Source organism: Kribbella sp. NPDC104740, from assembly GCF_055583505.1.
Genome location: NZ_JBVJNV010000002.1, coordinates 850,262 through 874,273, shown reverse-complemented (window position 1 = coordinate 874,273; position 24,012 = coordinate 850,262). Strand labels below are relative to the sequence as shown.

The 24,012-nt window shown below is 70.0% G+C and carries 14 protein-coding genes; 8 read left to right on the top strand and 6 right to left on the bottom strand.

Translation table 11 applies throughout. From position 1 onward, the window contains the following. Positions 1-41 precede the first annotated feature (41 nt). From ACZ6Z4_RS13685 to ACZ6Z4_RS13665, 5 genes are all read right to left on the bottom strand, one after another. Entirely contained in the window at positions 42-629 is a 588-nt protein-coding gene (locus ACZ6Z4_RS13685) for a 2'-5' RNA ligase family protein (protein ID WP_465562514.1), read from the bottom strand. Further along, positions 626-1,114 carry a DUF427 domain-containing protein gene (locus tag ACZ6Z4_RS13680; protein WP_465562512.1) on the bottom strand — a complete coding sequence of 163 codons (489 nt, stop codon included), beginning with the start codon at positions 1,112-1,114 and terminating at the stop codon, positions 626-628. Before ACZ6Z4_RS13680 ends, ACZ6Z4_RS13685 begins: the two co-directional genes overlap by 4 nt. A gap of 62 nt (positions 1,115-1,176) precedes the next feature. Further along, positions 1,177-2,790: a cytochrome bc1 complex cytochrome b subunit gene (qcrB, locus tag ACZ6Z4_RS13675; RefSeq protein ID WP_465562510.1), complete on the bottom strand. Its 1,614-nt coding sequence runs from the start codon at positions 2,788-2,790 to the stop codon at positions 1,177-1,179. Positions 2,791-2,889: 99 nt separating this feature from the next. Then, positions 2,890-3,774 carry a MerR family transcriptional regulator gene (locus ACZ6Z4_RS13670; RefSeq protein ID WP_465562507.1) on the bottom strand — a complete coding sequence of 295 codons (885 nt, stop codon included), beginning with the start codon at positions 3,772-3,774 and terminating at the stop codon, positions 2,890-2,892. A 137-nt stretch (positions 3,775-3,911) separates the two neighbouring features. Further along, positions 3,912-5,390, bottom strand: a complete 1,479-nt coding sequence (locus tag ACZ6Z4_RS13665; RefSeq protein ID WP_465562503.1) for a cryptochrome/photolyase family protein — start codon at positions 5,388-5,390, stop codon at positions 3,912-3,914. A 257-nt stretch (positions 5,391-5,647) separates the two neighbouring features. Between ACZ6Z4_RS13665 and ACZ6Z4_RS13660 the strand changes: the two genes are divergently transcribed. The 8 genes from ACZ6Z4_RS13660 (at position 5,648) to ACZ6Z4_RS13625 (ending at position 23,397) form a co-directional block, all read left to right on the top strand. After that, positions 5,648-5,872, top strand: coding sequence for a hypothetical protein (locus ACZ6Z4_RS13660; RefSeq protein ID WP_465562501.1), 225 nt, complete (start codon positions 5,648-5,650; stop codon positions 5,870-5,872). 254 nt (positions 5,873-6,126) lie between these two features. Then, the gene (locus ACZ6Z4_RS13655) at positions 6,127-7,512 is read left to right on the top strand and encodes an acyl-CoA carboxylase subunit beta (RefSeq protein ID WP_465562499.1); all 1,386 of its coding nucleotides are present in this window, start codon (positions 6,127-6,129) and stop codon (positions 7,510-7,512) included. 55 nt (positions 7,513-7,567) lie between these two features. Further along, on the top strand, positions 7,568-15,673 hold the full coding sequence (locus ACZ6Z4_RS13650) for an SDR family NAD(P)-dependent oxidoreductase (protein WP_465562497.1): 8,106 nt from the start codon (positions 7,568-7,570) through the stop codon (positions 15,671-15,673). After that, positions 15,670-20,865, top strand: a complete 5,196-nt coding sequence (locus ACZ6Z4_RS13645) for a type I polyketide synthase (RefSeq protein ID WP_465562495.1) — start codon at positions 15,670-15,672, stop codon at positions 20,863-20,865. The genes ACZ6Z4_RS13650 and ACZ6Z4_RS13645 overlap by 4 nt, the downstream gene beginning before the upstream one ends. Further along, entirely contained in the window at positions 20,855-21,589 is a 735-nt protein-coding gene (locus tag ACZ6Z4_RS13640; RefSeq protein ID WP_465562493.1) for a thioesterase II family protein, read from the top strand. Before ACZ6Z4_RS13645 ends, ACZ6Z4_RS13640 begins: the two co-directional genes overlap by 11 nt. A 247-nt stretch (positions 21,590-21,836) precedes the next feature. Beyond that, positions 21,837-22,352: a DUF4394 domain-containing protein gene (locus ACZ6Z4_RS13635; protein WP_465562491.1), complete on the top strand. Its 516-nt coding sequence runs from the start codon at positions 21,837-21,839 to the stop codon at positions 22,350-22,352. Next, positions 22,349-22,882, top strand: a complete 534-nt coding sequence (locus ACZ6Z4_RS13630) for a sigma-70 family RNA polymerase sigma factor (RefSeq protein ID WP_465562490.1) — start codon at positions 22,349-22,351, stop codon at positions 22,880-22,882. Before ACZ6Z4_RS13635 ends, ACZ6Z4_RS13630 begins: the two co-directional genes overlap by 4 nt. Further along, positions 22,879-23,397 carry an anti-sigma factor family protein gene (locus ACZ6Z4_RS13625; protein ID WP_465562488.1) on the top strand — a complete coding sequence of 173 codons (519 nt, stop codon included), beginning with the start codon at positions 22,879-22,881 and terminating at the stop codon, positions 23,395-23,397. The genes ACZ6Z4_RS13630 and ACZ6Z4_RS13625 overlap by 4 nt, the downstream gene beginning before the upstream one ends. A gap of 100 nt (positions 23,398-23,497) precedes the next feature. On the opposite strand, the gene ACZ6Z4_RS13620 is transcribed toward ACZ6Z4_RS13625, so the two are convergent. Beyond that, entirely contained in the window at positions 23,498-24,007 is a 510-nt protein-coding gene (locus tag ACZ6Z4_RS13620; protein ID WP_465562485.1) for a hypothetical protein, read from the bottom strand. Positions 24,008-24,012: the final 5 nt, after the last annotated feature.

The following is a 24,012-nucleotide window of genomic DNA, read 5'->3' as shown; positions in this document are numbered from 1 at the left end:
CCGGCCGGCCTACGGACCTGGGCCCCGGCGGGGGTTTGCTGTCAGTCGGTCGCGGGAAACTTGTGCAGGTTCGCGAGCCCGGTCCCGAACGGCACCTGGGCCTCGACGGTCCAGGGGCCGCCCAGGTAGCGCCACAGCGACCAGCCGGTGGCCAGAGCGGTCGGCCAGTGCTGGACTTCGGCGAGATCCGAGTACAGGCGCCGGGCTTCAGCTGGGTCGACCTTGTTCTGGACCGTGATGTGCGGGCGGAACGGTTGCCGGTCCTGCGGTATGAGCCATGGCTGCCACCGGTCGGCCAGTTGCCGGTGCAGGACGGTGAGTCGCGCGGAGCGGAGATCGATTGCGACGCCGCAGCCGAGCAGGCGCGGTTGGGTGACCATCAGGTCGAACGGCGCGGGGCGGATTTCGTGCAGGTCCGCCAGGACGTTGTCCAGCCGGTCGCCTGGGAGTTGGTGGAACAGGGTGAGGTGTGCGCCGACTCGGTTGAGGTGGGCGGGGAAGTGGCGCCGGCGGAGGTCGTCGAAGATCGCGGTGCTGTGCTCGTCGAGGCCTAGCGTCAGGATCAGAGGAGGTTCGGGGGAGGTGGTTTCTACGTGTCTGCTCCTGATCGTCGCCCGGTCGTCGCTCACCAGAAGCTCGTCCCGGGTGAGCCTTTGAAGGGACCGACGATCCGGGACGTGATCCAGCCGCCGTAGAAGCCACCGGGTTGCGGTTTCACCGGCTCGCCGTCGACCGTGCACAGATCCACGGCGCCCGGGTAGAGGGCCACGTGGTCGCGCAGGGCGGCGAAAGGGTCGGTGGGGCGTGGGTAGTACCAGGCCTGACGTTCTGCGACGTGATCGCCGTTGATGATGTCCAGGTAGGCTGCTGAACCTTTCCATTCGCAGAACGACGATCCGGCGGCCGGTCGCAGGCTTCCGTCGACGAAGGCGGATCGAGGTAGGTAGTACGTCGGCGGATGGCTGGTTTCGAGCACTCGCCAGGAGTGCGAGGTCTCGGCGATCGCGCGGCCGCCGTACGTGACGATCAGGCGCTCCGTCGACGGTTCGAGCCGTGGTGGCCTCGGGTAGTCCCAGACCGACTCCTGGCCGGGGTTGGGGACAACTCGCTCCATTGCTCCTTCTTCCTGTTGCACGGCCATCATCAGATCGTCCCCACTACCAGCCGTGCTCGGACTCAGCGATGGTCGGCCGACTTCAGTTGTTTGGGGGAGTCGGCGGAGCGAAGCTCCGGCTCGGTGAGTTCGGGAATCGCGTCGGCGAAGTAGAACCGCGAGAGTGCCCTCCGAAGGCGATGCAGGCGACGACCCGGCCGGGCGACGCCGTTCGGATCAGTGTCCGGGTCCTCGTCGAGCACCACGTCCTGGGCGCGAGCGCTCAAGGCGTACGCCTCGTACTTCGAGATCGGGGCGTGCCGCTCGGTGTACTCGCCATCCGGCGAGCGGATGATCACGCCGGTCTCCAGACCGTGTAGCAGTCGTTGCCGGTCGGCGCGCTGCAAGGAGATGGCGATCCTCCGCGTGATCCAGAAGGCGATCGGTGGCCCGAAGATCACCAGGACCCGGCAGATCCAGGTGATCGTGTTGATCGAGCTGTGGAAGTGGGTCGCGATCAGGTCGTTGCCGCTGTTCAGCCACAGCACGCCGTAGAAGGTCGCCAACGCGGCGCCGATCCCGGTGCGGGTCGGGACGTTGCGCGGCCGGTCGAGCAGGTGGTGCTCCCGCTTGTCGCCGGTGATCCACTGCTCGATGAACGGGTACAGCGCGACGAGCAGGATGAACAACGGCGGCACGATCAGCGCCGGCAGCAGGATGTTCCAGCTCAGCGTCACGCCCCAGAAATGGGACTCGAAGCCGGGCATCAACCGGACGGCGCCGTCCAGCCAACCCATGTACCAGTCCGGCTGGGAACCTGCCGTCACCTCGGCCGGGTTGTACGGGCCGTACAGCCAGACCGGGTTGATCTGCAGCAGCGCGCCCATCACCGCGGTGACGCCGAACACCACGAAGAAGAACCCGCCGGCCTTGGCGGCGTACACCGGAAGCAACGGGAACCCCACCACGTTCTTCTCGGTCCGGCCGGGACCCGGGAACTGCGTGTGCTTGTGGTAGACGACCAGCATCAGGTGCACGGTGATCAAGGCGAGCAGGAGACCGGGGATCAGCAGCACGTGCACGGTGAAGAACCGCGACACGAAGTCGTCGCCGGGGAACTCGCCGCCGAAGATGAAGAAGCTCAGCCAGGTGCCGATCACGGGCGAGGCAAGGACCAGCCCTTCGGTGATCCGCAGCCCGGTTCCCGACAGCAGATCGTCGGGCAGGCCGTACCCGATGAACCCCTCGACCACGCCGAGGAACAACATGGCGATCCCGATCAGCCAGTTCAGCTCCCGCGGCTTGCGGAACGCGCCGGTGAAGAAGACCCGCAGCAGGTGCACGCTCATCGCCGCGACGAACAGCACAGCCGCCCAATGGTGGATCTGCCGCATCAGCAGACCGCCGCGGATGTCGAACGAGATGGTCAGCGCCGACTCGTACGCCTCCGACATGCGCAGGCCCTTGAGCAGGCTGTACGAGCCCTGGTACTCGACCTCGGCCATCGACGGCTTGAACCACAGGGTCAGGAAGACGCCGGTCACCAGCAGGATGATGAAGCTGTAGAGGGCGATCTCACCGAGCATGAACGACCAGTGGTCGGGGAAGACCTTGCGCAGGTTCTTCTTGCCGAGCTTGGACAGCCCGGTCCGGTCGTCGAGCCACGCCACCGGTGCCGGAAGTTCCGTGCCCGCCATCGCAACCTCCTGGCTGATGGACTCCCGCTTGGTCGAACTTATTCAAAACTTATGCACAGCAGTACGCGAAGTAAAGCGTGGCGTTGCGATTGCACAAGTTCAGGAGTGCGCGGTCAGGCGGCCGGCGGCGTCGTCGAGACTGGACAGCGGATTCAGTCGTTTCGGCCATCCGGGTCCGGCCGGCAGAGCAGGCCTGCCGGTCGCACTCACGGCAGCGAGCAGGCTCGCCTGGTTTGCTCGTTTGATACTTGACCAGAGGACCACGACAAGTGGGCTGACCCGTTGGACGAACTCGAGGATCGCGGCTCGAGTGGTGTCCGGCCCGAGCAGGACGACGGGCTGCGATCGCTCCAGGAGTACCGCGCGAAGCGCGACGAGCGGCAAGGAATGTCGTTCGATCGGGCAGTGGACGAGCAGGACCGGCCGATCGCCCTTCGGGTCGAAGCGTCTGCCGGCCAGGTATCGCTCGACAGCAGACTCGGTGGCACCGGCCAGGACGAGCTCGATGTCCGTGCAGTCGCCGTCGGTGGCGAAGCGGGCCTCCAGTTGCCGGAACGCCGGTACGAGAACCTCGTTCCACGTCCACCGAACGCCCCGGCCCTCGAAGCATCTGTCCAGATGATCTCCGATCTTGCCCACAGCAAGAGACTCTGCGGCGGTGATCAGATGGACAGGGTGGTCGATCACGTCGGTGCCACGAGTCGATGGTTCGGTGGCGTAGCCGGATGTACTCAGTCTGGCGGCTTCGCGCGGGGGCGTTCCTCGTCCGATGAGCTGCTGCATCTTGCGTAACCGATCGATGTCGGCCTCGGTGTAGCGCCGGTGCTGTCCGGGGCTGCGCTCCGAAGGGCCGATGCCGTAGCGCAGCTCCCAGCTGCGCAGCGTGATGGTCGGAACCCCGAGCAGCGCGGAGACGTGTCCCACCGGAACGACGGGCTGCGTCGGGGCGACCTCGCCCCGAGCAGGGTCCTCACCGGACGCCATGCACCCAAGACTGGCACAACGGGGGCCTCATCGGCGGCGATGAGTAACTTTGCGGCCTGGGTCGTGGTGGCGATGGTGGAGGCCGCCGCGGGCCACTGACCCGGTACGACGTGGCTGGTCGATACCGGAAGTGAGTATCACGGGGCGTCGTTTCCACGTTTCTGCTCCTGGTCGACGAGGTCGGGCAGGTCGTCGAGCCGTTGGCGCGCCGACAGTTGGCGGGCGATCCGCTGGTTGCCCTGCAGGCGATCGGCGTTGCGGTCGAGGAACCACCAGTACCCGGCGGTGAACGGGCAGGCGTCGTCGCCGACCCGGACCTTCGGGTCGTAGCGGCACGACCCGCAGAAGTCGCTCATCCGGTCGATGTAGGCGCCGCCGCCGGCGTACGGCTTGGTGGCGAGCAGGCCACCGTCGGCGTACTGCGACATCCCGACGACGTTCGCCACCATCACCCAGTCGTAGCCGTCGACGAACGAACGGTGGAACCAGTCGGTGACCTCGTCCGGACGCCAGCCGCGCTGCATCGCGTAGTTGCCGAGCACCATCAAACGTGGGATGTGGTGGACCCAGCCGTGCTCGCGGACACCGCGCAGGGTCTCCGACAGGCAGCGCGCTTCGACGGTGCCGTCGGCGTCGAGGTCGGCGAACCAGTCCGGGACGTGCCGGCGGGCCAGGAGCGCATTGCGGTGCCGGTAGTCGGCGCCGAAGTGCCAGTACAGGTGCCAGATGTAGTCGCGCCAGCCGATCAGCTGCCGGACGAACCCTTCCACCGAGCTCAACGGCGCGGCGCCCGTCCGGTAGGCGTCCTCAGCTCGTACGACGGCCTCGAGCGGATCGAGCAGGCCGAGGTTCAAAGGGGCCGAGAGCAACGAGTGCGCCATCCAGTCGTCGCCGGTCAGCATCGCGTCCTCGTGCGGACCGAAGGCCGGCAGCCGGTGCGCGACGAAGTCGCGGAGTACGTGCAACGCCTCCCGCCTGGTGGCGGCGAAGCGCCGCGGCCCGTCCTGACCGGTGAACCGTACGTCGCCGTCGCGCTCCCAGCGGTCGAGATCCGCCCGGACCTCGTCGTCGACCTCGTCCTCGTGGGGCCACCACGGCTCGGTCACGCCCAGCGTGGGTTGGTGCGGCGGCGGCTCACGGTTGTCGTGGTCGAAGTTCCACTGCCCACCGGCCGGATTCGAGCCATCCATGAGGACCTCGAGCCGGACCCGGGCCTCGCGGTAGAAGTCCTCCATCAGCAGCCGTTTCGAGCCAGGCCGTGCAGCCCACAGCGCGAAGTCGTCCCGGCTCGTGCAGAACCCACGGTCCGGCAGCACTTCCACGCCGTCCAGGCTCCGGACGAACCGGTCGGCGGCGTACGAGGTCGGCGCGCAGACGGACAGGTCGTCGCTGACCTTGGCGAGTGCCGCGCGATAGGTCCCGGCCTTCAGGTAGCGGACCTGGTCACCGAGCTCCGCGGCCCGGTGCCGCATCGCCGACAGCACGAGGTGGGCCTTCTGGCGATGGAACCGCCGGCGCGCGAACACGTCGCGCGACTCGATCATCAGCGCCGGCTGCCCGGGCTCGTCGAGAAAGTGCGGTCCCAGCTGGTCGCCGAACAGCCATCGAGTTCTCATACCGTCCCAGGTACCCATCGAGCCCGGGAGGTCGCCACGCGCGGCCTGTGAGCCGATTCCGCCCGAACCTGAACCGCTGAGTACTGACAATTCTTCCGGCTGGTCGATATTCTGGCCATTTCTGCAAGCTGGGGAAATCTCGGGTGAGGCCGTGGCCAAAACCTGCCACCGGGAAAATGTCGATCCGCACCGAAACGCCTTTATGGTTGAGGAAATCGAAACTTCCGACAGGTGGGGAAAGAATATCGTTCAAGGCAATGTCTCGTGGCGCAGCCACTGTTGTGGCGGCGGTGGCCGCGGGGCTGGGTGGGGCCACGGTCCCGGCTTCCGCAGCGCCCGCAGGAGATCGGTGGTGCGCCTCGACGTGCAACGCGGCCAAGAGCTACCACACCCTCCCCAACAAGGTCGAGAAGTTCCGCGTCTGCGGCTCGAACGGCGCGTTCGGGGACGTCTGCTCCGACTGGATGCACCCCGCCTTCTGACCGCCGCACCTCCGACGGAGTGCCGAACCACATCGCCGGGCGGCGAACCGAGACTCCCTCGGCTCGCCGCCCGGCGAATTCCTCGTAAGGGCACACACTCGTGCGCCGCTCGCCATGAGCGGCGTCACACAGCGGTGAGTTGGCAGATCCTCGCCGCTGTTCGATTCCGGGAAACATGTCGCGATCGATCGGAGTTCCATCCCTTGCATGCGGTGTGGTTCCTGCTCCTGGCGGCTTGATTGGATTTTCGTGAGATGAGATCACTGGACACCGCCGAACGGCCGACGACGATGACCGAACTGGTCCGGCGGCGTGAGGCTGCTGAGGCTTCGCGGGTGCGGGCCAAGGTGTCTCAGGCGGCGCGGGGGCGGTTGTCCGCCTGGGAGCGGCTCGACCTGCTGCTCGACCCGAGTTCGTTCAGTGAGACCGATGCGTCGATGCGCGGTAGTTGGCCGGGGCAACAAGAACGCGAGGGTCCGCCCGGTGACTCGGTGGTCACCGGGCACGGGACGGTGGGTGGCGCGCCGGTGTGTTGCTTCGCTCAGGACTTCACGGTCTTCGGCGGCAGTCTCGGCGAGGTCGCGGGGCGCAAGATCGTCGAGCTGATGGAGCTGGCCGAGCGGTCCGGGGTGCCGATCGTCGGGATCAAGGACAGTGCGGGTGGGCGGATCCAGGAGGGTGTGGTCGCCCAGAGCCTGTACGGGCAGATCTTTCAGCGGAACGTGCGGTTGTCGGGGGTCGTGCCGCAGATCTCGGTGATCTGCGGTCCGTGCGCGGGCGGTGCGGCGTACTCGCCCGCGCTGACAGACTTCATCGTGATGGTCGACGGGACGTCGCACATGTTCGTCACCGGGCCGGAGGTGACTCGCCAGGCCGTGGGTCAGCAGGTCAGCCTGGACGAGCTCGGTGGTGCGCGGGTCCACGCGGAGGTGGCTGGTACGGCGCACTACCTGGCGGTCGACGAGGCGGATGCTTTCCGGTACGTACGGGACCTGCTGTCGTACCTCACACCGGGGACGGGTGTGCGACAACCTCGGGCCCTGGGCAACAATCGGCAGGTCGACAGCTCGGTCGTGCCGACCTGGGTTCTGGACGACGGACTGCTCCCGGTCCATGCCGATTTCGCTCCCGAGGTCGTGACCGGATTCGGCCGGATCGGCGGTGCGGCGGTGGGGTTCGTGGCCGCCGGTCCCGACGAGAATCTGCTGGCCGGCGCCGCGGGGGACAAGATCGCCAGATTCGTCCGGACCTGTGACGCCTTCGATCTGCCGGTCGTCACGTTCGCGGGGAGTGCGGGCCGCCCGAGCGGATCGGCGGTGGCGACGTCCGAGCTGGGAATGACCCGGTTGATGTACGCGTACGCCGAGGCGACGGTACCCCTGCTGACGGTCCTGACGGCCCCCGTGCCGGCGATGGTTCAACTCGCGCTGGGCTCCAGGCAACTGGGCGCCGACACCGTGCTGGCCTGGCCGGACGGCGCCGGCGGATCCACCGACGCTTTCGGCGCGGCCGCGGACGGCGCGGTCCAGGAGGTCATCGCTCCCGGCGAGACGCGGGAACGGCTGCACCGGGCGCTCTGGCTGCTGCGCTCCAAGAAGCGGACGACGCTGCCGCGCAAGCACTGCAACCTCCCGCTGTGAGCGGCCTCCTGATCACCCGGCGGGCCGGGACGACACGAAAGGCGACGAACCACTCATGACCGTGGAACGCGACAGCAGCAACGACATCGCCGTCATCGGCATCGCGTGCCGGTTCCCCGGCGCCGACGGCCCGGAGGCCTACTGGCGCATGCTCCGGGCGGGTGTGGACGCCGTGGTGCCCGCGCCGCCCGGCCGTACTGCGGCCCGGCCGTCCGGCCAGGCAGGATTCCTGGAGTCGGTCGACGGGTTCGATGCCGAGTTCTTCGGTCTGTCCGCGCGCGAGGCGCGGCGTACGGATCCGCACCAGCGGCTGATCCTGGAGCTCGGCTGGGAGGCGCTGGAAGACGCAGGTGTGCTGCCGGAGACGCTGCGTGGTGCGGACGTCGCCGTCATGATCGGACAGTCGGACGACGAGTGGCAGTCGGTACTGCGAGCGGCCGACATCGCGCCCGACCTGCACACCACCACGGGTGGCGGACGGGCGATGACCGCCGCGCGGCTGTCGCACGTCCTCGGCGTCCAGGGGCCGAGTCTCACGGTGGACACCGGACAGTCGTCGTCCCTCACCGCGGTCCACCTGGCGTCCCGGAGCCTGCGGGCCGGCGAAGCGTCCGTGGCCGTCGCAGGCGGCGTCAGCCTGATGCTCGACGACACCGCCGACGAGGTCCTGGCCGCAACCGGCGCGATGTCGCCGACCGGTCGCAGCAGGGTGTTCGACGCGCGGGCCGACGGGTTCGTCCGCGGCGAGGGTGGCGGTCTGGTCGTCCTCAAGCCGCTGTCCGCGGCGCTCGCCGACGGCGACCGGATCCACGCCGTACTGCGGGGCTCGGCGGTCAACCACAGCGGCGGCGCCGGAGCGCTCACGGTCCCGGACGTGGCGGCGCAGGAGTCGTTGCTGCGGGCCGCGCTGGCCGATGCGCGGACCGAGCCCGACGAGGTCGGGTATGTCGAACTGCACGGAACAGGCACCACGGTCGGCGACCCCGTGGAAGCGGAGGCGCTGGGTGCCGTCCTCGGTGCGCGACGGGCATCGGGTGACCCGCTTCTGGTCGGGTCGGCGAAGAGCAACCTCGGGCATCTGCAGGCCGCGGCCGGCATCGCCGGGCTGATCAAGGCCGTGCTGAGCGCGGAGTTCGGCGAGGTCCCGGCGACGCTGCATTTCACTGCTCCGCCGGCCCGCATTCCACTCGACCGTTGGGGACTGCGGCCGCAGGTCGCGACTGGCGAGTGGTCCGCCGAGGCTCCGAGGGTCGCCGGCGTCAGCTCCTTCGGGCTCGGCGGAGCCAACTGCCACGTGGTCGTGGCCGAACCGCCGGCCGCACCTGTCCAGGCGGTCCCCGCGGCCCACGTGCTGCTGCTGTCCGGGCGGACCGAGGAAGCGCTGCGCGCGCAGGCCGCGGCGGTGTACGAACACCTTGCCGATGGCAATGTTCCGGTCGGCGCTGCAGCGGCGGAGCTCGCGCATCACCGGACGGCGTTCGCTGTCCGGAGCGCGGTGATCTTCGACGACGCTGCTGATGCGCTGCGGCATCGCGCCGATACTCCGGGGCAGGTCGTGGGGGACAGCTCCGACCACGAGTTGAAGGATGCCGTGGCTGCTTGGGTCGCCGGAGGCGGCCGGACGTCGTTCGTGCCGCGTGGTCCCCGCGCGGAGCTCCCGACGTACCGGTTCCGGCGGACCCGCTACTGGCCGACCGACCAGGTCGCCGAGCAGCCTCGGCCTTCCCGCGACACCTTGCAGCTGGTGATGGACGAGACCGCGCAGATCCTGGGTGTCGACGCCACTGGTCTCGACCCTGACGCGGTCTTCCAGGTCCTGGGACTCGACTCGCTGACAATTCTCGACCTGACCGAGCGGCTTGGTGGAGCGATCGCCCAGACGCTGCCGAGCAGTCTGTTGTTCGACCACCCGACCCCGCGGAAGACCGCGGCCTTCCTGGCCGAAGCCGGCCCGCTGCCCGCGCCCGTCGAGGTTCCCGTCCAGGCCGTCGAGGTGACTCCGGCCAACGAGCCGCTGGCGATCGTCGGCATCGGCTGCCGCTTCCCGGGCGACGTACGGAGCCCCGACGATCTGTGGCGAGTGGTCGCCGACGAGCGTGACGTCATCGGCGACTTCCCCACCGATCGTGGTTGGGACCTGGAACGGCTCTTCTCCACCGGCCCGGGCAGCAGCGGCACCCGGCAGGCGGGATTCCTGCGCGACGCCGCTGACTTCGACGCCGCGTTCTTCGGGATCTCACCGCGTGAGGCGCTGGCGATGGACCCGCAGCAACGGGTGTTGCTGGAGGTGGGCTGGGAGGCGATCGAGCACGCCGCGCTCGATCCGCAGTCCCTGCGGACCACGCCGACCGGGGTGTTCGTCGGCGCGATACCGCAGCAGTACGACTCCCTCGCGCAGCAGGCGGAGGCCGGTCTCGACGGCTACATCTACACGGGGAGCACGACCAGCGTGCTGGCCGGCCGGCTCGCGTACGTTCTCGGGCTGGAAGGGCCGGCGCTCGCCGTCGACACCGCGTGCTCGTCGTCCCTGACCGCGATCCACCTCGCCGCCCGCTCGTTGCGCTCGGGCGAGTGTTCGCTGGCGTTGGCCGGCGGCGTGACGATCATGTCGACGCCGACGATGTTCACCGACTTCACCGCGCAGGGCGCGCTCTCGCCCGACGGCCGGTCGAAGGCCTTCGGCTCCGGTGCGGACGGAACCGGATGGTCGGAGGGCGCCGGGGTCCTGGTGCTGGAGCGGCTCTCGGACGCTCGTCGTCTCGGTCATCGGGTCCTGGCCGTCATCCGCGGTACGGCGCTCAACGAGGACGGCGCGAGCAACGGGCTGACCGCTCCGCACGGTCCGGCGCAGCAGCGCGTGGTGCGGTCCGCGCTGGCCGATGCGGGACTCGGTGCTGACGGAGTCGATGTCGTGGAGGCGCACGGCCCGGGCACCCAGTTGGGCGACCCGATCGAGGTCAACGCCCTGCAGTCCGTGTACGGCGCCGCGAGGTCTGCTGATCAGCCGTTGTGGATCGGATCCGTCAAGACGAACGTCGGACACACCCAGGCAGCGGCGGGTGTGGCCGGTGTCATCAAGATGGTGATGGCGCTTCAGCACGAAGTACTGCCGCGGACGCTCAACGCCGACGAGCCGTCGCCGCGGATCGATTGGTCGTCCGGCACGGTCCGAGTGCTCTCGCAGGCGCGCAGTTGGGAGCGGAAGGACCGGCCGCGCCGCGCCGGCGTCTCCGGCTTCGGAGCAGGCGGCACCAACGCCCACGTGATCATCGAGGAAGCTGAGCACGCCGCTGCCGCTGAGATCGACGTGAGTGGCAGGACCTATGCCTTGCCGCTGAGCGCACGCACGCCGGCCGCACTCGCAGGCCAGGCCCGCCGCTTGCTCGATCACCTGCAGACGCACGCGACCGAGCCGCTCGCGGACGTCGCTCGAACGCTCGCCACCCGTCCTGGATTCAGCCAGCGGGCCGTGGCGGTCGGCACGAGCCGCGACGAGCTGCTCGGTGAACTTCGCCGCATCGGCGACAACCCTGATCCGGTGCCGGCGGTCGGGGGCAGCGGCACAGTGTTCGTCTTCCCGGGGCAGGGGTCGCAGTGGCTGGAGATGGCCAAGGGGCTGCTGGACGAGGAGCCGGTCTTCACGGCGAAGGCCGAGGAGTGCGCCGCGGCGTTCTCCACCCATCTGGACTGGAACGTTCTCGACGTACTGCGACAGACGCCAGGCTGCCCACCGCTCGATCGGGTCGACGTCGTCCAGCCCGCCTTGTTCACCATGATGGTGTCGCTGGCCGAACTCTGGCGGTCTCGCGGTGTGGAGCCGGCCGCGGTGATCGGTCACTCGCAAGGCGAGATCGCGGCTGCTCACGTCGCCGGCGGCCTGACGCTGCTGGACGCCGCCCGGATCATCGCCGTCCGCAGCAAGGCGCTGCTCGGGCTGTCCGGTCAGGGTGCGATGGCCTCGGTGGCTCTGCCCGCAGCGGACCTCACCCGCCGGCTGACGTCGTACGACGGCCTCGAGATCGCGGCGGTGAACGGCCCGGCCAGTACGACGATCGGCGGCGACCCTGCAGCGCTGGAAGACCTGCTGCTCCGGCTCGAGGCCGACGACGTCCACGTCAGGCGTCTGCCGGGCGTGAGCAACGCGGGCCACAGCGCACAGATCGAACCTCTGCACCAGGAGCTGCTGGCCGCGCTGCGGCCGGTGTCGCCGATGGCCGGGAACGTCGCCTTCTTCTCGACCGTGTCCGGCGAACCGATGAGCACCGATGGGCTCGACAGCGACTACTGGTGGCGCAACGCCCGGCAGCCCGTCCTCCTCGAACGTGCAGTCCGGGCCGCGCTCGCGGCCGGGCACCGCAGCTTCCTCGAGGTGAATCCGCACCCGCTGCTGCGCACCGCGCTCGAGGAGACCTTCGAGGACGCGGGCGTCGACGCCGTGGCGCTCGGGACGCTGCGACGCGGGGAAGACGCGCAAAACCGCCTCACCCTCGCGTTGTCCGAGGCGTTTCGTGTCGGCCTCCCGGTCGATTGGCAGGCTGGGGAGACCGGGGGAGAGGTGACGACGCTGCCGTCGTACGCCTTCCAGCATCAGCGTTTCTGGCCGAAGCCGGCGCCTGCACGACCGGTGAGCAGAGGGAAGTCGAACCACCCGGTGCTGACCGGCACGGTCGACCTGCCCCACACCGGCGGATCGCTGCACCTGGGCCGGCTCTCGACCCACAACCTGCCCTGGCTGGTCGATCACGCGTTGCACGGTGGCGCGCTCGTGCCCGGCACGCTGCTGGCCGAGCTCGCGTTCGCTGCCGGTGGTCGGGACAACGAGCTGCGCGAGCTCGTCCTGGAGACTCCGCTGCGGCTTCCCGACGACGGCGACGATCTCGACGTTCAGGTCGCCCGCGAGGCGCCGGGGCCCGATGGCACGATCGCGGTCAGCCTGTACGCCCGCCCCGCGAACGCCCCGGCGGACGCCGCCTGGACCCGCCACGCCCGCGGCGTCGTTGCCCCGGTCAGCGAGGTGCACCCGTCCCCGCCCGGCGTCTGGCCGCCGGTGGACGCCGACGAGGTCGACGTTGCCAACGGCTACGAACTGCTGCGGCGCACCGGGTACACCTATGGTCCGTCGTTCCAGGGCCTGGAACGGCTCTGGCGCCGAGACGGCGAACTGTTCGCCGAAGTGGCCATGGGCAACGACATCGAGCCGTCCGGCTTCGCGGCCCACCCGGTCCTGCTGGACATGGCGCTGCACCCGATCCTGCTCGGGGCCGACGACGACAGCACGCGGATGCCGTTCACCTGGTCGTCGGTGCGCCTGTTCGGCCGCTCGGCCTCGTCGGCCCGCGTCGTCGCCCGCCGCCTCGGTGACGACACCTATCAGTTGACCGTCACCGATCCCGCCGATCAGCTGGTGGCCGAGGGCACGATCACGTTCCGCCCCGCACCTGATCCGGACCTGCCGTTGCGGCAGCTGGACTGGACGCCCACCGTGCTGAGACTCGAAGGCGGGTTGGGGACCGGTACGGTGGTTCTCGGACCTCCGCATCCGGCGTTGCCGACAGCAACCGTGTACGACGAGCTGCCGCAACTCCTCGCCGACGCACCACCAACAGTGGTGGTCCACGAACCGGCCGACGCGGGCGAGGAGACCGGACTGCCCGAGCGGGTACGTCGGCGATCGCTCCACCACCTGCAGTTACTGCAAGCTCTCCTCGCCGACCCACGATTGGCTGACAGCCGAATCGTCGTGGCGACGTACCGTGCCACGACGGGCGACCCTGATCTGGTCGCGGCGGCGATCGCGGGTCTGTGGCGCAGCGCTGCAGCGGAGTACCCGGATCAGATCGGACTGGTGGACACCGACGGCAGCGTGTACTCCGACCGCCTGCTGCCGGCGGCCGTCGTCGCAGGGCGGCCCCAGCTGGCACTGCGCGACGGGATCGCCACCGAGCCGGTCCTCGTCGCGGTCTCGGATGACGACCTGTTGATCGCTCCGGGCACGTCCGGCCCGTGGAAGCTCGCGCTGACCGGACCTGCGGACACCACTACGCCTGATCGGCTGGAGCTGGTGCCTGCGCCCGAGCACGAGCGGACGCCGGGGCCTGGGGAGGTCGCGGTGGCGGTCCACGCTGCCGGTCTCAACTTCGTCGATGTCGTGACGACCATGGGCCTGTTCCCCGGTACCGCGTCGATCGGCCGGGAGTTCGCCGGCCGCGTGACAGCGGTCGGTTCTGATGTCAGCGACATCGCGGTGGGCGATCGGGTCATGGGCATCACCAGCCTGACCACCAGCGCCGCGGCCACGCGGGTCGTGACCGATGCCCGTCTGGTGGCGGCGATCCCGGCCGAGTGGAGCTACGCCCAGGCGGCCGGCGTACCGATCGCGTACCTGACGGCGTACTACGGACTTGTCACCCTCGGCAGGGTGGGGGCCGGCGACTCGGTCCTGATCCACACCGCGACCGGTGGCGTCGGCATGGCCGCCGTCCACATCGCGCGGACTCTCGGCGCCGAGGTCTTCGCGACCGCCCACCCGGACAAGTGGCCCACGCTGGCGGCGATGGGAGTGCCGGCCGACCGCATCGCTTCCTCACGCAGCCTCGACTTCGAACCGCGGCTACGCCTCGCAACGCAGGGCCGCGGCGTGGACGTCGTCCTCAACTCGCTGACCGGCGACTTCGTCGACGCCTCGCTCCGGCTGCTGACGCCCGGCGGACGCTTCCTGGAGATGGGAAAGCTCGATCTCCGTGAGCGTGCGGCCGTCGACGCTGTTCGCGGCGATGTGATGTACCGGCCGTTCGACATCCTGAGTGTGGAGCCGGCGACGATCGCCGCCCTGTACGCCGACCTGCTCGCACTGATCGCTGACGGGTCGCTTCCGCCGCTGCCGGTCGCGGCTCGGCCGATCGAGGCTGCGCCGGCGGTGATCCGGGACTTCCGCGACGCGCGGCACACCGGGAAGCTCGTGCTCACCTTGCCGATTCCGATCGATCGCGACGGGACTGTGCTGATCACCGGCGGTACCGGGACACTCGGTGTCGATCTTGCCCGGCATCTCGTGGCCGAGTACGGCGTACGGCATCTGCTGCTGTCCGGCCGGACCGCGGCGGGGGAGGAGCGGACGTCCGCGCTCCGGGCGGAGCTGGCGGATCTTGGGGTGCGGACGACGGTGCACGTGGGGGACCTGTCGGATCCGGCCGAGGTCGACCGGCTGCTGGCCGTCGTACCGGCGGATCATCCGTTGACGGCGATCGTGCACGCGGCCGGCGTACTCCGGGATGCGACCTTGGCGGAGCTCACCCCGGATCAACTCGCAGAGGTGTTCCGGCCGAAGGTGGATGCTGCCTGGTGGTTGCATCTGCGGACCCGGGATCTCGAGTTGGCCGACCTGACTCTGTACAGCTCGGTGGCCGGGACTCTCGGTCTGCCCGGTCAGGCCAACTACGCGGCGGCCAACGCCTTCCTGGACGGGCTCGCAGCGCATCGGTCGCATCGTGGCCATCGTGGGCGGGCGATGGCTTGGGGCCTGTGGCAACAACCCAGCGGGATGAGCCGGCATCTGACCGAACGCGATCTGAACCGGATGGCGGACAGCGGGCTGCGCCCGCTCACGACCGCTGACGGACTTGCGCTGCTGGATGCTGCCCACTCGCGGCCGGAGCCCCGGCTGGTGGCGATCCGGCCGACCGCACCGGATCTCGGGACGCCATCGGCTGGGCGGTTGCCTGCTGACGATCCTTCGACCCGGAACGGTGTGCCCGGATCGTCGCTGCGCGAACGGCTTGAGCGCCGGTCGCCTGACGAGCGCCAGGCGATGGCCACGAGCTGGATCCAGGAGCAGGCGGCCGCCGTACTGCGGTTGTCGAGTGCCGCCGAACTGCCGCCCGGTCAGGCGTTCCGGGACCTGGGCTTCGACTCGCTGACCTCGGTCGAGCTGCGCAATCGCATCAACGCCGGTACCGGCCTGCGGCTCCCCGTGACGGTCGTCTTCGACCACCCGACGGCCGCAGCTCTCGGCTCACGGGTCAACGATCTGCTCTTCCCAGCGCAGCAAACCGGTGCGGCGGAGCCCGAGGCAGACCTGCCGACCGACATCGAAGCGGCCGGTACCGATGACCTGCTGCGGATGATCGACGCCGAGTTCGGCCTCGACCCGGAGGCGTCGTGAGCGACGAGGAACGGCTGCTCAGCTACCTGAAGCGAGTCACGGCCGAGCTGCGCACAGCTCGCGACCGGTTGGCCGAGCTGGAATCCGAACGGCAGGCACCCATCGCGATCGTCGGGATGGGCGCCCGCTATCCCGGAGGCGTCAGCAGCCCTGAGGAACTCTGGGAGCTGGTCGCCGCCGGGCGCGACGCGACCAGCGCGGCACCGTCGGACCGGGACTGGATCACGCCTCCCGCGGTGCGTGGCGGATTCCTGGACGACGTCGCGGGGTTCGACGCGGAGTTCTTCGGGATCTCGCCACGGGAAGCGTTGTCGATGGACCCGCAGCAGCGTCTGCTCCTCGAAGTCACGTGGGAGGCCCTGGAGCACTCGGGGACGGATCCGGCGCGGCTGCGCGGCAGCGACACCGCGGTCTACATCGGGGCCAACCAGCAGGAGTACGGTCCGCCGCTGGCGGAGTCGCCGGAGTGGCTCGCCGGCCATCGACTGACAGGTTCGTCCGGGAGCGTTCTGTCCGGACGCCTTGCCTACGTCCTTGGTCTGCGGGGACCGGCGATCACGGTGGACACCGCGTGTTCGTCGTCGCTCGTCGCCGTACACCTGGCTTGCCGTGCCCTGCGTTCAGGAGAGACGAAGCTCGCCCTGGCCGGTGGTGTCACCGTGATGAGCACGTCGGGGACGCAGCTCACCTTCGGAAGCCAAGGCGGGCTCGCGGACGACGGTCGCTGCAAGGCCTTCGGAGCCGGTGCCGACGGGACCGGACTGAGCGAAGGCGCAGGAGTCGTCGTACTGGAACGTCTCGACGACGCGCTGCGGCACGGCCACCAGGTCCATGCGGTGATCCGCGGCGGTGCCGTGAATCAGGACGGCGCCAGCAACGGGCTGACCGCGCCCAGCGGCTTGGCGCAGGAAGATGTCATCCGGCGCGCGCTGGCCGACGCAGGTCTGACACCTGGCGACGTCGACGCTGTCGAAGCGCACGGCACCGGCACGCCGCTCGGCGACCCGATCGAGGCGGGTGCCCTCGCCGCGGTCTACGGGCCCAGCCGGGCCGCGCGGCGTCCGCTGCTGCTCGGCTCGCTGAAGTCCAACGTCGGCCACACCCAGGCTGCGGCCGGCGTCGGCGGGATCATCAAGCTGGTCGGGGCTTTCGCTGCGGGCCGGCTGCCGCGCACGTTGCATGCGGACCCACCCAGTCCGCACGTGGACTGGGACGCGGGCGTCTCGTTGCTGACCGCGGACCGCTCGTGGCCCCGCGACCCCGAGCGCGTACGGCGGGCCGCGATCTCGGCGTTCGGGATCAGCGGGACGAACGCGCACCTCATCCTCGAGGAGCCGCCGCTCGCGGATCTCGGGGAGCCGCCGCTCGCCGATGCCGGGGAGTCGCCGTTGGTCAATCTCGGGGAGTCGCCGCTCGCCGCGGGATCGGAGCCGAGCGCACCCGAGCGGCGCCGGGCCGCAGGCTCGGCCTGGCTGTTGTCGGCGCGATCGGCTCCGGCGTTGCGCGCCCAAGCACGGCGACTGAGTGACCACCTGGTCCGCCATCCTGAGCTGGACGTCGCGGACGTCGCCCACACCCTCGCCACCGCGCGCACCGAGTGGGAGCACCGCGCCGCGCTGGTCGCCACGGACGCGGTGGAGCTGCGGGCAGCACTCGACGCGCTGGCAGCCGATCGTCCGCATCCTGCGATGATCCGCGGTACGGCGCGCGGCTCTCAGTTGCCCGCGTTCCTGTTCTCCGGGCAAGGCGGCCAGCGTCCAGGAGCCGGAAGCGAGCTCTATGCCGCCCATTCGGTCTTCCGACGGGCGCTCGACGAGGTCTGCGATCTGGCGGACCCGTTGCTCGGCCGTTCGCTGCGCGACGTCATGTTCGCGAGCACAGCGCCGGCGACTACGGACTTCGCCCAGCCGGCGTTGCTCGCCCTCCAGGTCGCGCAGTTCCGCCTCCTCGAAGCGTGGGGATTCCGGCCGGGAGCGCTGCTCGGTCACTCCGCGGGTGAGGTTGCCGCGGCACACCTCGCCGGGGTGATGTCCTTGGCGGACGCCGTACGCCTGGCGGTGACTCGGGGCCGATTGATGCAGAAACTCTCACCGCGCGGTGCGATGACCGCCGTGAGAGGCACGGAACAGGATGTGCTCACACACCTGGCCGGGCTGCCGGTCGAGATCGCGGCGTTGAACGCGCCTTCTGCTCTCGTGATCAGTGGCACGGAGGCGGGCGTTGCCGCTGCGGAGGAGCGGTTGACGGGCGCAGGGCTGCGGACCCGGCGGCTATCGGTGGACCGCGCCTTCCACTCCGAGTTGATGGACCCGGTGCTTGCCGACCTGCAGGCGGTCGCCGACGGGCTGGAGCTTCGCCCCGCGGCGACCCCGTTGATCTCCAGCCTCACTGCCACCAGCGATCCTTCGCAGTTCGCGGATCCGGGGCACTGGGTGCGCCACGTTCGGGAGCCGGTGCGATTCGCTGACGCCGTACGGACCCTGACTGTCGATCACGGCGCCCGGCAGCTGCTGGAGCTCGGTCCCAGCGCCGCGCTCGCCCCGCAGGCTGCGTCGGCGGACATCACGGCGACAGCGTTCGTTGCGCCCGGGACGCCTGAGCCGGTGGCTGCCCTCCGGGCTCTGGCCACGCTGCACGTTCAGGGATCTTCGCCTGACTGGCCGACAGTCCTGCCTGGATCGGTGGTCTCGCTGCCGACGTACGCGTTCCAGCGGGAGAGCTGCTGGTTGCCGGCGACCACACCTCGGAGCCTCGCCGCGACTCCTTCGCTCGGCGCCGACGAAGGTCCGGCGGTGCTGGCCGAGAGGCTCGACCCCGCGACCCGCCCTTGGCTGCTGGACCATGTAGTCGACGGCGTGGACGTCGTACCGGCGACTGCGTTGCTCGACCTGGCTCTGCGCGCTGCTCAGCGCGCCGGGCATCCTGGCGTCGCGGAACTGGTCCTGCAGGCGCCGATCCCGGTTCCCTCGGACATCCGGGTGGTGAGCGTCCCCGATGAACTGACGTTCCGGGTCGAGGTCCGTGGTCCGGGTGGCCGAACGGTGCACGCCGAAGGCCGCTTCGCAGCCGGGGCCGCGCCGCGGCCGGGGCTCGTCACGATTCCGCCGGAGAGCGAAGTCGTTGCCCTCGACAAGCACTACGAGCACTCCGCGTCCCGCGGTCTCGAGTACGGACCGGCGTTCCGTGGCCTCGAGGAGGTCCGCCGAATGTGCGGCGTTGTCTATGCGGCGGCCAAGGCCGCCGAGACGGCGGGGCCGGAGCTGTTCGCGCCGCCGGTCCTGGACGCCGTACTGCAGGCGATCCTGGTCGACCGCGCCGACGCCGAGCCGGCGCTGCCGTTCGTCTGGTCCGGCGTCACCTTGCACCGCACCTGGCGTGGTCCGTTGATCGCGCGGCTCGATCCACGTGCCGACGGCGGCTGGGCTCTGCGCATCGCCGGCCCCGACGGCCGGCCGGTCCTCAGCGCCGACTCGCTCGGCGTACGACCGATCACCGCACCGCCCAAGCTGTTGGTGCCTGGCTGGAAGGTCATGGCTCGCACGCACGGGGCTGAGGACGCCGCCCCGCACGTGCACGTCGAGCCTGCTGCTGGCGCTGCCTCCGCGAGCGACGCGGCCCTGCCACCCGCGACAGTCGTCGTCGGCTCCGGCTCGGAATCCTTGAGCCACCTACCGCAGTCGACACTCGCAGACCTCCTCAGCGGAGCGGCGAGGCCCGACTTGGTGATCGTGACCGGACGTTCCGGAGACCACGACGTCACCTGCGCGATCAAGCTCGCCGCCACCGATCACCTTGCGATCCTTCGCGCCTGCCAGAGCGATCCACGCCTGGCTGCGAGCCGATTGGTCCTGCTCACGACCAATGCCACCGCTGACGATCCCGACCCGGTCGGTGCCGCACTCCGCGGCCTGTGGCGATCGGCCGCCACCGAGCTCCCCAGGCGCATCACACTGCTCGACCACGACGAGCATCCGTCCTCCGTCAGCCTCCTCCCCGCGCTGTGCGCGGATCCACCAGGGCCGGACCTCAAGCTGGAAGCAGGAGCCGTCCAAACCCCCACCCTCGATCCGTACTCCGGCCAACCGCTCCGCCCAGCCCTCCTCGACCCGCCCGATCGCCCGGAACATCCCTTGCCCCCAGCACCTATTCCGTCCGCGCCCACACCGGCTCGCGTGCTGAGCCGCGGATTCGATGCCGACGGCACCGTTCTCGTCACCGGCGGCACCGGAGGACTCGGGCGCCAACTGGCCCAACACCTGGTCCGCCACCACGGCGTGACCCGGCTCCTCCTGGGCAGCCGGCGAGGTGCCGATGCTCCAGGCGCCGCCGATCTCCTGGCGACGCTGCGAGCCGCCGGAGCGCACGCCACCGCGGTCGCGTGCGACATCGCCGACCCGGCTGAGCTCGACGCACTCCTGGCCGGGATCGATCCCGCGTACCCGTTGCGCGCGGTCGTGCACACGGCCGGCGTACTGGACGACGCCACCACGGCGAACCTCAGCCCTGATCAGCTGACCCGAGTCTTGAGGCCGAAGACCGCAGCAGCCTGGCTGCTGCACGATCGCACCCGCGACCTGCCTCTCACTCACTTCGTCCTCTACGGCTCCGCCGCGGCGCTGCTCGGGACACCGGGCCAGGGCGCTTACGCAGCAGCGAACGCGTCGTTGGAGGCGTTCGCAAGGCACCGCCACGCGAACGGCCTACCGGCGTTGACCATCGCCTGGGGATGGTGGGACGGCCCCGGAATGACAGAACGGTTGAGCCGCGCAGACGCCATCCGGCTCCGCAAGCTCGGTCTGTCCACCATGTCCCCGCCGGAGGCGCTGGACCTGTTCGACGCAGCGATCGAGAGCACCATCCCCGTGCTGCTCGCCGCCCGCTACTCCGCACCGCCCGTCCTCGTCGACCGGCCCGCCGAAGAGCCGGCGGGGCATGCGCCCCTGATCAACCTCGTGCGCGCCGAGGCCGCCGCCGTACTCGGCTTCGACGATCCGCTCCGGCTGTCACCCGACGACGACCTGGTCGCCGTTGGACTCGACTCGCTCGGCAGAGTCGACCTCCGCAACCGGCTGGCTGCCGCCGTCGATCACCCACTGCCCCTGACAGCCCTGTTGTCGCACTCCACTCCACGCGCGTTGGCCGAGATGCTCAGCTCGGCACTCACCGAAGAAGAGACACCTGATGACGTCTGACCTGCTGTACGTCCCCATCCGCCGCCGCGCACCCAGACTCCGCCTGGTCTGCTTCCCCCACGCGGGCGCCGGGGCTGGGGCCTACACACCATGGGCCGCTCGTCTCCCCGACGACATCGAACTCGTCGCCGTCCAGTACGCCGGCCGCGGCGACCGCCGCCACGACGCTCCAACCACCACCATGCCCGAACTGGTCGCCACTATCGTCGAGGCGCTGGCAGACGTCACCAACGACCGCTACGCCCTCTTCGGCCACAGCATGGGAGCCGCTGTCGCCCACGAGACAGCCCTGGCACTGCACCACCGCCCACCGACCCGGCTGATCGTCTCCGGCCGGGAAGCGCCGATCCACCACAACCCCCGCCCGGTCGACCCCACCGACGAGAACGCCGTACTCGCAGAACTGGATCACTTCGGCGGCACCCCACCCGAACTCCTCGACGACCCCGAGTCCCGAGCCCTGATCATCCAGGCCCTCTCCGCCGACCTGAACCTCCTCCGCGGCTACCACCCGGAGCCTCCTGCCGTACTCCCGTCCTTCCCCGTCAGCGCCATGATCGGCAGCCGCGACCCCCAAGCCACCATCTCCGAAGCCGCCGACTGGGCCACCACCACAACCGGCCAATTCGACCTGACAGTCTTCCCCGGAGACCACTTCCACCTCGTGACCCACCTCAACGAGGTCGTCACCACAGTCACCGCCCTGCTCCGATCCGACACCTGACGGCCCGAGGTCTCGTTGTGCTCACCGGTAGAGCGCGGCGTGACTGGACACGATCGTTCGGAGGATCTCGCGCGGGCCACCCGGAGTCCGAGCGCCGGGCTGGGAGTTGGTTCGGTCGGCCGCTGAACTTCGACAGGTCGGAATGCCGGAAGGTCCTCGCTGCTCCGGGGAGCTTCCGGCGGATCGGTGGGCTGCGGCTGGTGAGGCTCCGGCGCGGCTGGTGATCAGAAGAGGCCGAGCAGGGATTGTGGCGGTCCAGCCTGCCGCGGCCACGCCCAGCCGGGTGGGATCGTCGTCGGGCCGCAACCTGCGCCTGCACCCGGACACCGGCGCGGTCGCGGGCGTCGACACCGATCTGTCCTACGCCTCAGGGAGCAAGCCTCGGGTCACGGCGTCGGCGTACACGGACAGCTTCGCCGGGGCGACAAGCACCGGGCTGTACGGGCTCGACGCGGCCAAGGACACCCTCGTGACGCAGGGCTCGTTGCCGGGCCGTACACCGGTGGTCTCGCCGAACACCGGTCAGCTGTTCACCGTCGGCTACCTCGGCCGCGATGTCAGCGCGGTCAACGGCTTCGACATCGAAGGACGCGGTTCCGGCTCGTACGACGCCCGCGACTACACCGCGATCGCCGCCGTCCGGACGAGCGGGCTGCTGGCGGGGTCGAAGCTGGTCGAGGTCGACCTGCGCGCCGGCCGGACCACTCCGCTGCTGACGCTCGGGCTGGGAGACGTGGTCGGGCTGACCTTCGCGGCGCGATGACGAGAGCCGTGCACGACCTCAGCCGTGAGGACGGCGTACGGGCCGCGTACGCCGAGCACGGCGCCGAGCTGTACCGGTACGCGTTGCGGCAGCTCGACGACGAGGGCGCTGCACGGGACGTCGTCCAGGAGACGTTCCTGCGGGCCTGGCGAGCGGCGGACCGCTACGATCCGTCGCTCGCCAGCCTGCGGGTCTGGCTGTTCGCGATCACCCGCAACGTGGTCGTCGACGAGGCCCGCCGGCGTTCGCTGCGGCCGGCGAGCCCGCAGCCGCTCGACGTACTGACCGCGCTCGGTCCGGCGACCGCGGCCGATGACGACAAGACCGTCACAGGTTGGCTGATCGAGGAGGCGTTGCAGCGGATCCGGCCGGAGGCGCGCAGCGCGCTGGTGGAGACCTATCTGCGCGGGCGCCCGTACGCCGAAGTCGCGGCCGAGCAAGGGGTTCCGATCGGGACGCTGCGCAGCCGGGTCTTCTACGGGCTGAAAGCGTTGCGCCTGGCCATGGACGAGATGGGAGTCGAACTGTGAATCCCGAGGAACACAGAGCACTGCGCGAGCAGCTCGGCGCGTACGCACTCGGGCAGCTGACTCCTGCCGAGGCGACAGCGGTCCAGGCGCACCTCGACGGTTGTCCGGACTGTCGCGCAGAGCTGGCGGCGATCGCGCCGCTCGCGGAGCCACTGCGACTGGTGGACGCTGACCGGGTCAGTGCCGAGCCTGCCGCGCCTCCGGCGGCACTGGAGGAGTCGATCCTCGCCGCGATCGGGCGCGAGCCACGGCGTCGCCGGCCGATGGGGAGGTGGCTGGTCGCTGCAGCCGCGGTTGTGGTGGTCGGTGCTGGGGGAGCGGGGATCGGGTACGTCGTGGCGCCGAAGCCGCCGGAGATCCCGTTGGAGCCGGTCGCCGTCGCAGTCGCCGATCCGGCCGTGCACTCGACCGCCGACGTCGTACCGCACACCTGGGGAATGGAGATCAAGCTGACCGCGACAGGGTTCCGGGTGCTGGACGACCGTGGGCGCAACGTCGCGACGGCGGAGCTGTAGACCGAACGGCCCCGGCGGCGTCCCTTCGAGACGCCGCCGAGGTCTCGTCCGCGGTGCAGACCGAACTCAGTCGCACTCCACCCAGTTGTCGAACTTGCCGTTACCGTGACAGGCGGGAGTTTGCGGTGCGAGCGGCCGGGGCTGTTGCCGCGGGACGTGTTGCCGCCTCGCGTGGCTCGGTCTTGCAGACGATGCAGGTGCACACGGTGGTGGTGCCGGGGAGGTCGCTGTAGCGGTGTTGCCCGCAGACGTCGACGGACCTGCTGACCGAGGCGGTGCTGGCTTCGGTGCCGCCGGCTGTCACGTAGGCCACGTTGCAGTAGGAGCCGGGACAGCCGGGGCCTGACAGCCAGACTGCGTCACCAGGTTTCGAGAACGCGATCTGGCCGTGCAGGCTGCCGGTGGATGTGTTGCGCCAGAGGCGAACGCGCTGTCCCCAGTTCGGTTTCTCGGAAACGAGTGTGTAGGACGCCGCCGTGCCGTCCAGGACCTGCGTCACCGTGTCGCCGACCTCGAGGTCGGCGGTCGGGGGCGCGGCAGCGGCCTGGCCGACCGTGATCAACGGCGCGACGGCCACGATTGCGGCGACAGCAAGTGCGCGAGTCCTCATCATCT

Bases quoted from the DNA above. Each gene is read 5' to 3' on its own strand.
- ACZ6Z4_RS13680 (WP_465562512.1), bottom strand. From the start codon at position 1,114: ATGGAGCGAGTTGTCCCCAACCCCGGCCAGGAGTCGGTCTGGGACTAC.
- qcrB (WP_465562510.1), bottom strand. From the start codon at position 2,790: ATGGCGGGCACGGAACTTCCGGCACCGGTGGCGTGGCTCGACGACCGG.
- ACZ6Z4_RS13670 (WP_465562507.1), bottom strand. From the start codon at position 3,774: ATGGCGTCCGGTGAGGACCCTGCTCGGGGCGAGGTCGCCCCGACGCAG.
- ACZ6Z4_RS13665 (WP_465562503.1), bottom strand. From the start codon at position 5,390: ATGAGAACTCGATGGCTGTTCGGCGACCAGCTGGGACCGCACTTTCTC.
- ACZ6Z4_RS13660 (WP_465562501.1), top strand. From the start codon at position 5,648: ATGTCTCGTGGCGCAGCCACTGTTGTGGCGGCGGTGGCCGCGGGGCTG.
- ACZ6Z4_RS13655 (WP_465562499.1), top strand. From the start codon at position 6,127: ATGAGATCACTGGACACCGCCGAACGGCCGACGACGATGACCGAACTG.
- ACZ6Z4_RS13650 (WP_465562497.1), top strand. From the start codon at position 7,568: ATGACCGTGGAACGCGACAGCAGCAACGACATCGCCGTCATCGGCATC.
- ACZ6Z4_RS13640 (WP_465562493.1), top strand. From the start codon at position 20,855: ATGACGTCTGACCTGCTGTACGTCCCCATCCGCCGCCGCGCACCCAGA.
- ACZ6Z4_RS13630 (WP_465562490.1), top strand. From the start codon at position 22,349: ATGACGAGAGCCGTGCACGACCTCAGCCGTGAGGACGGCGTACGGGCC.
- ACZ6Z4_RS13620 (WP_465562485.1), bottom strand. From the start codon at position 24,007: ATGAGGACTCGCGCACTTGCTGTCGCCGCAATCGTGGCCGTCGCGCCG.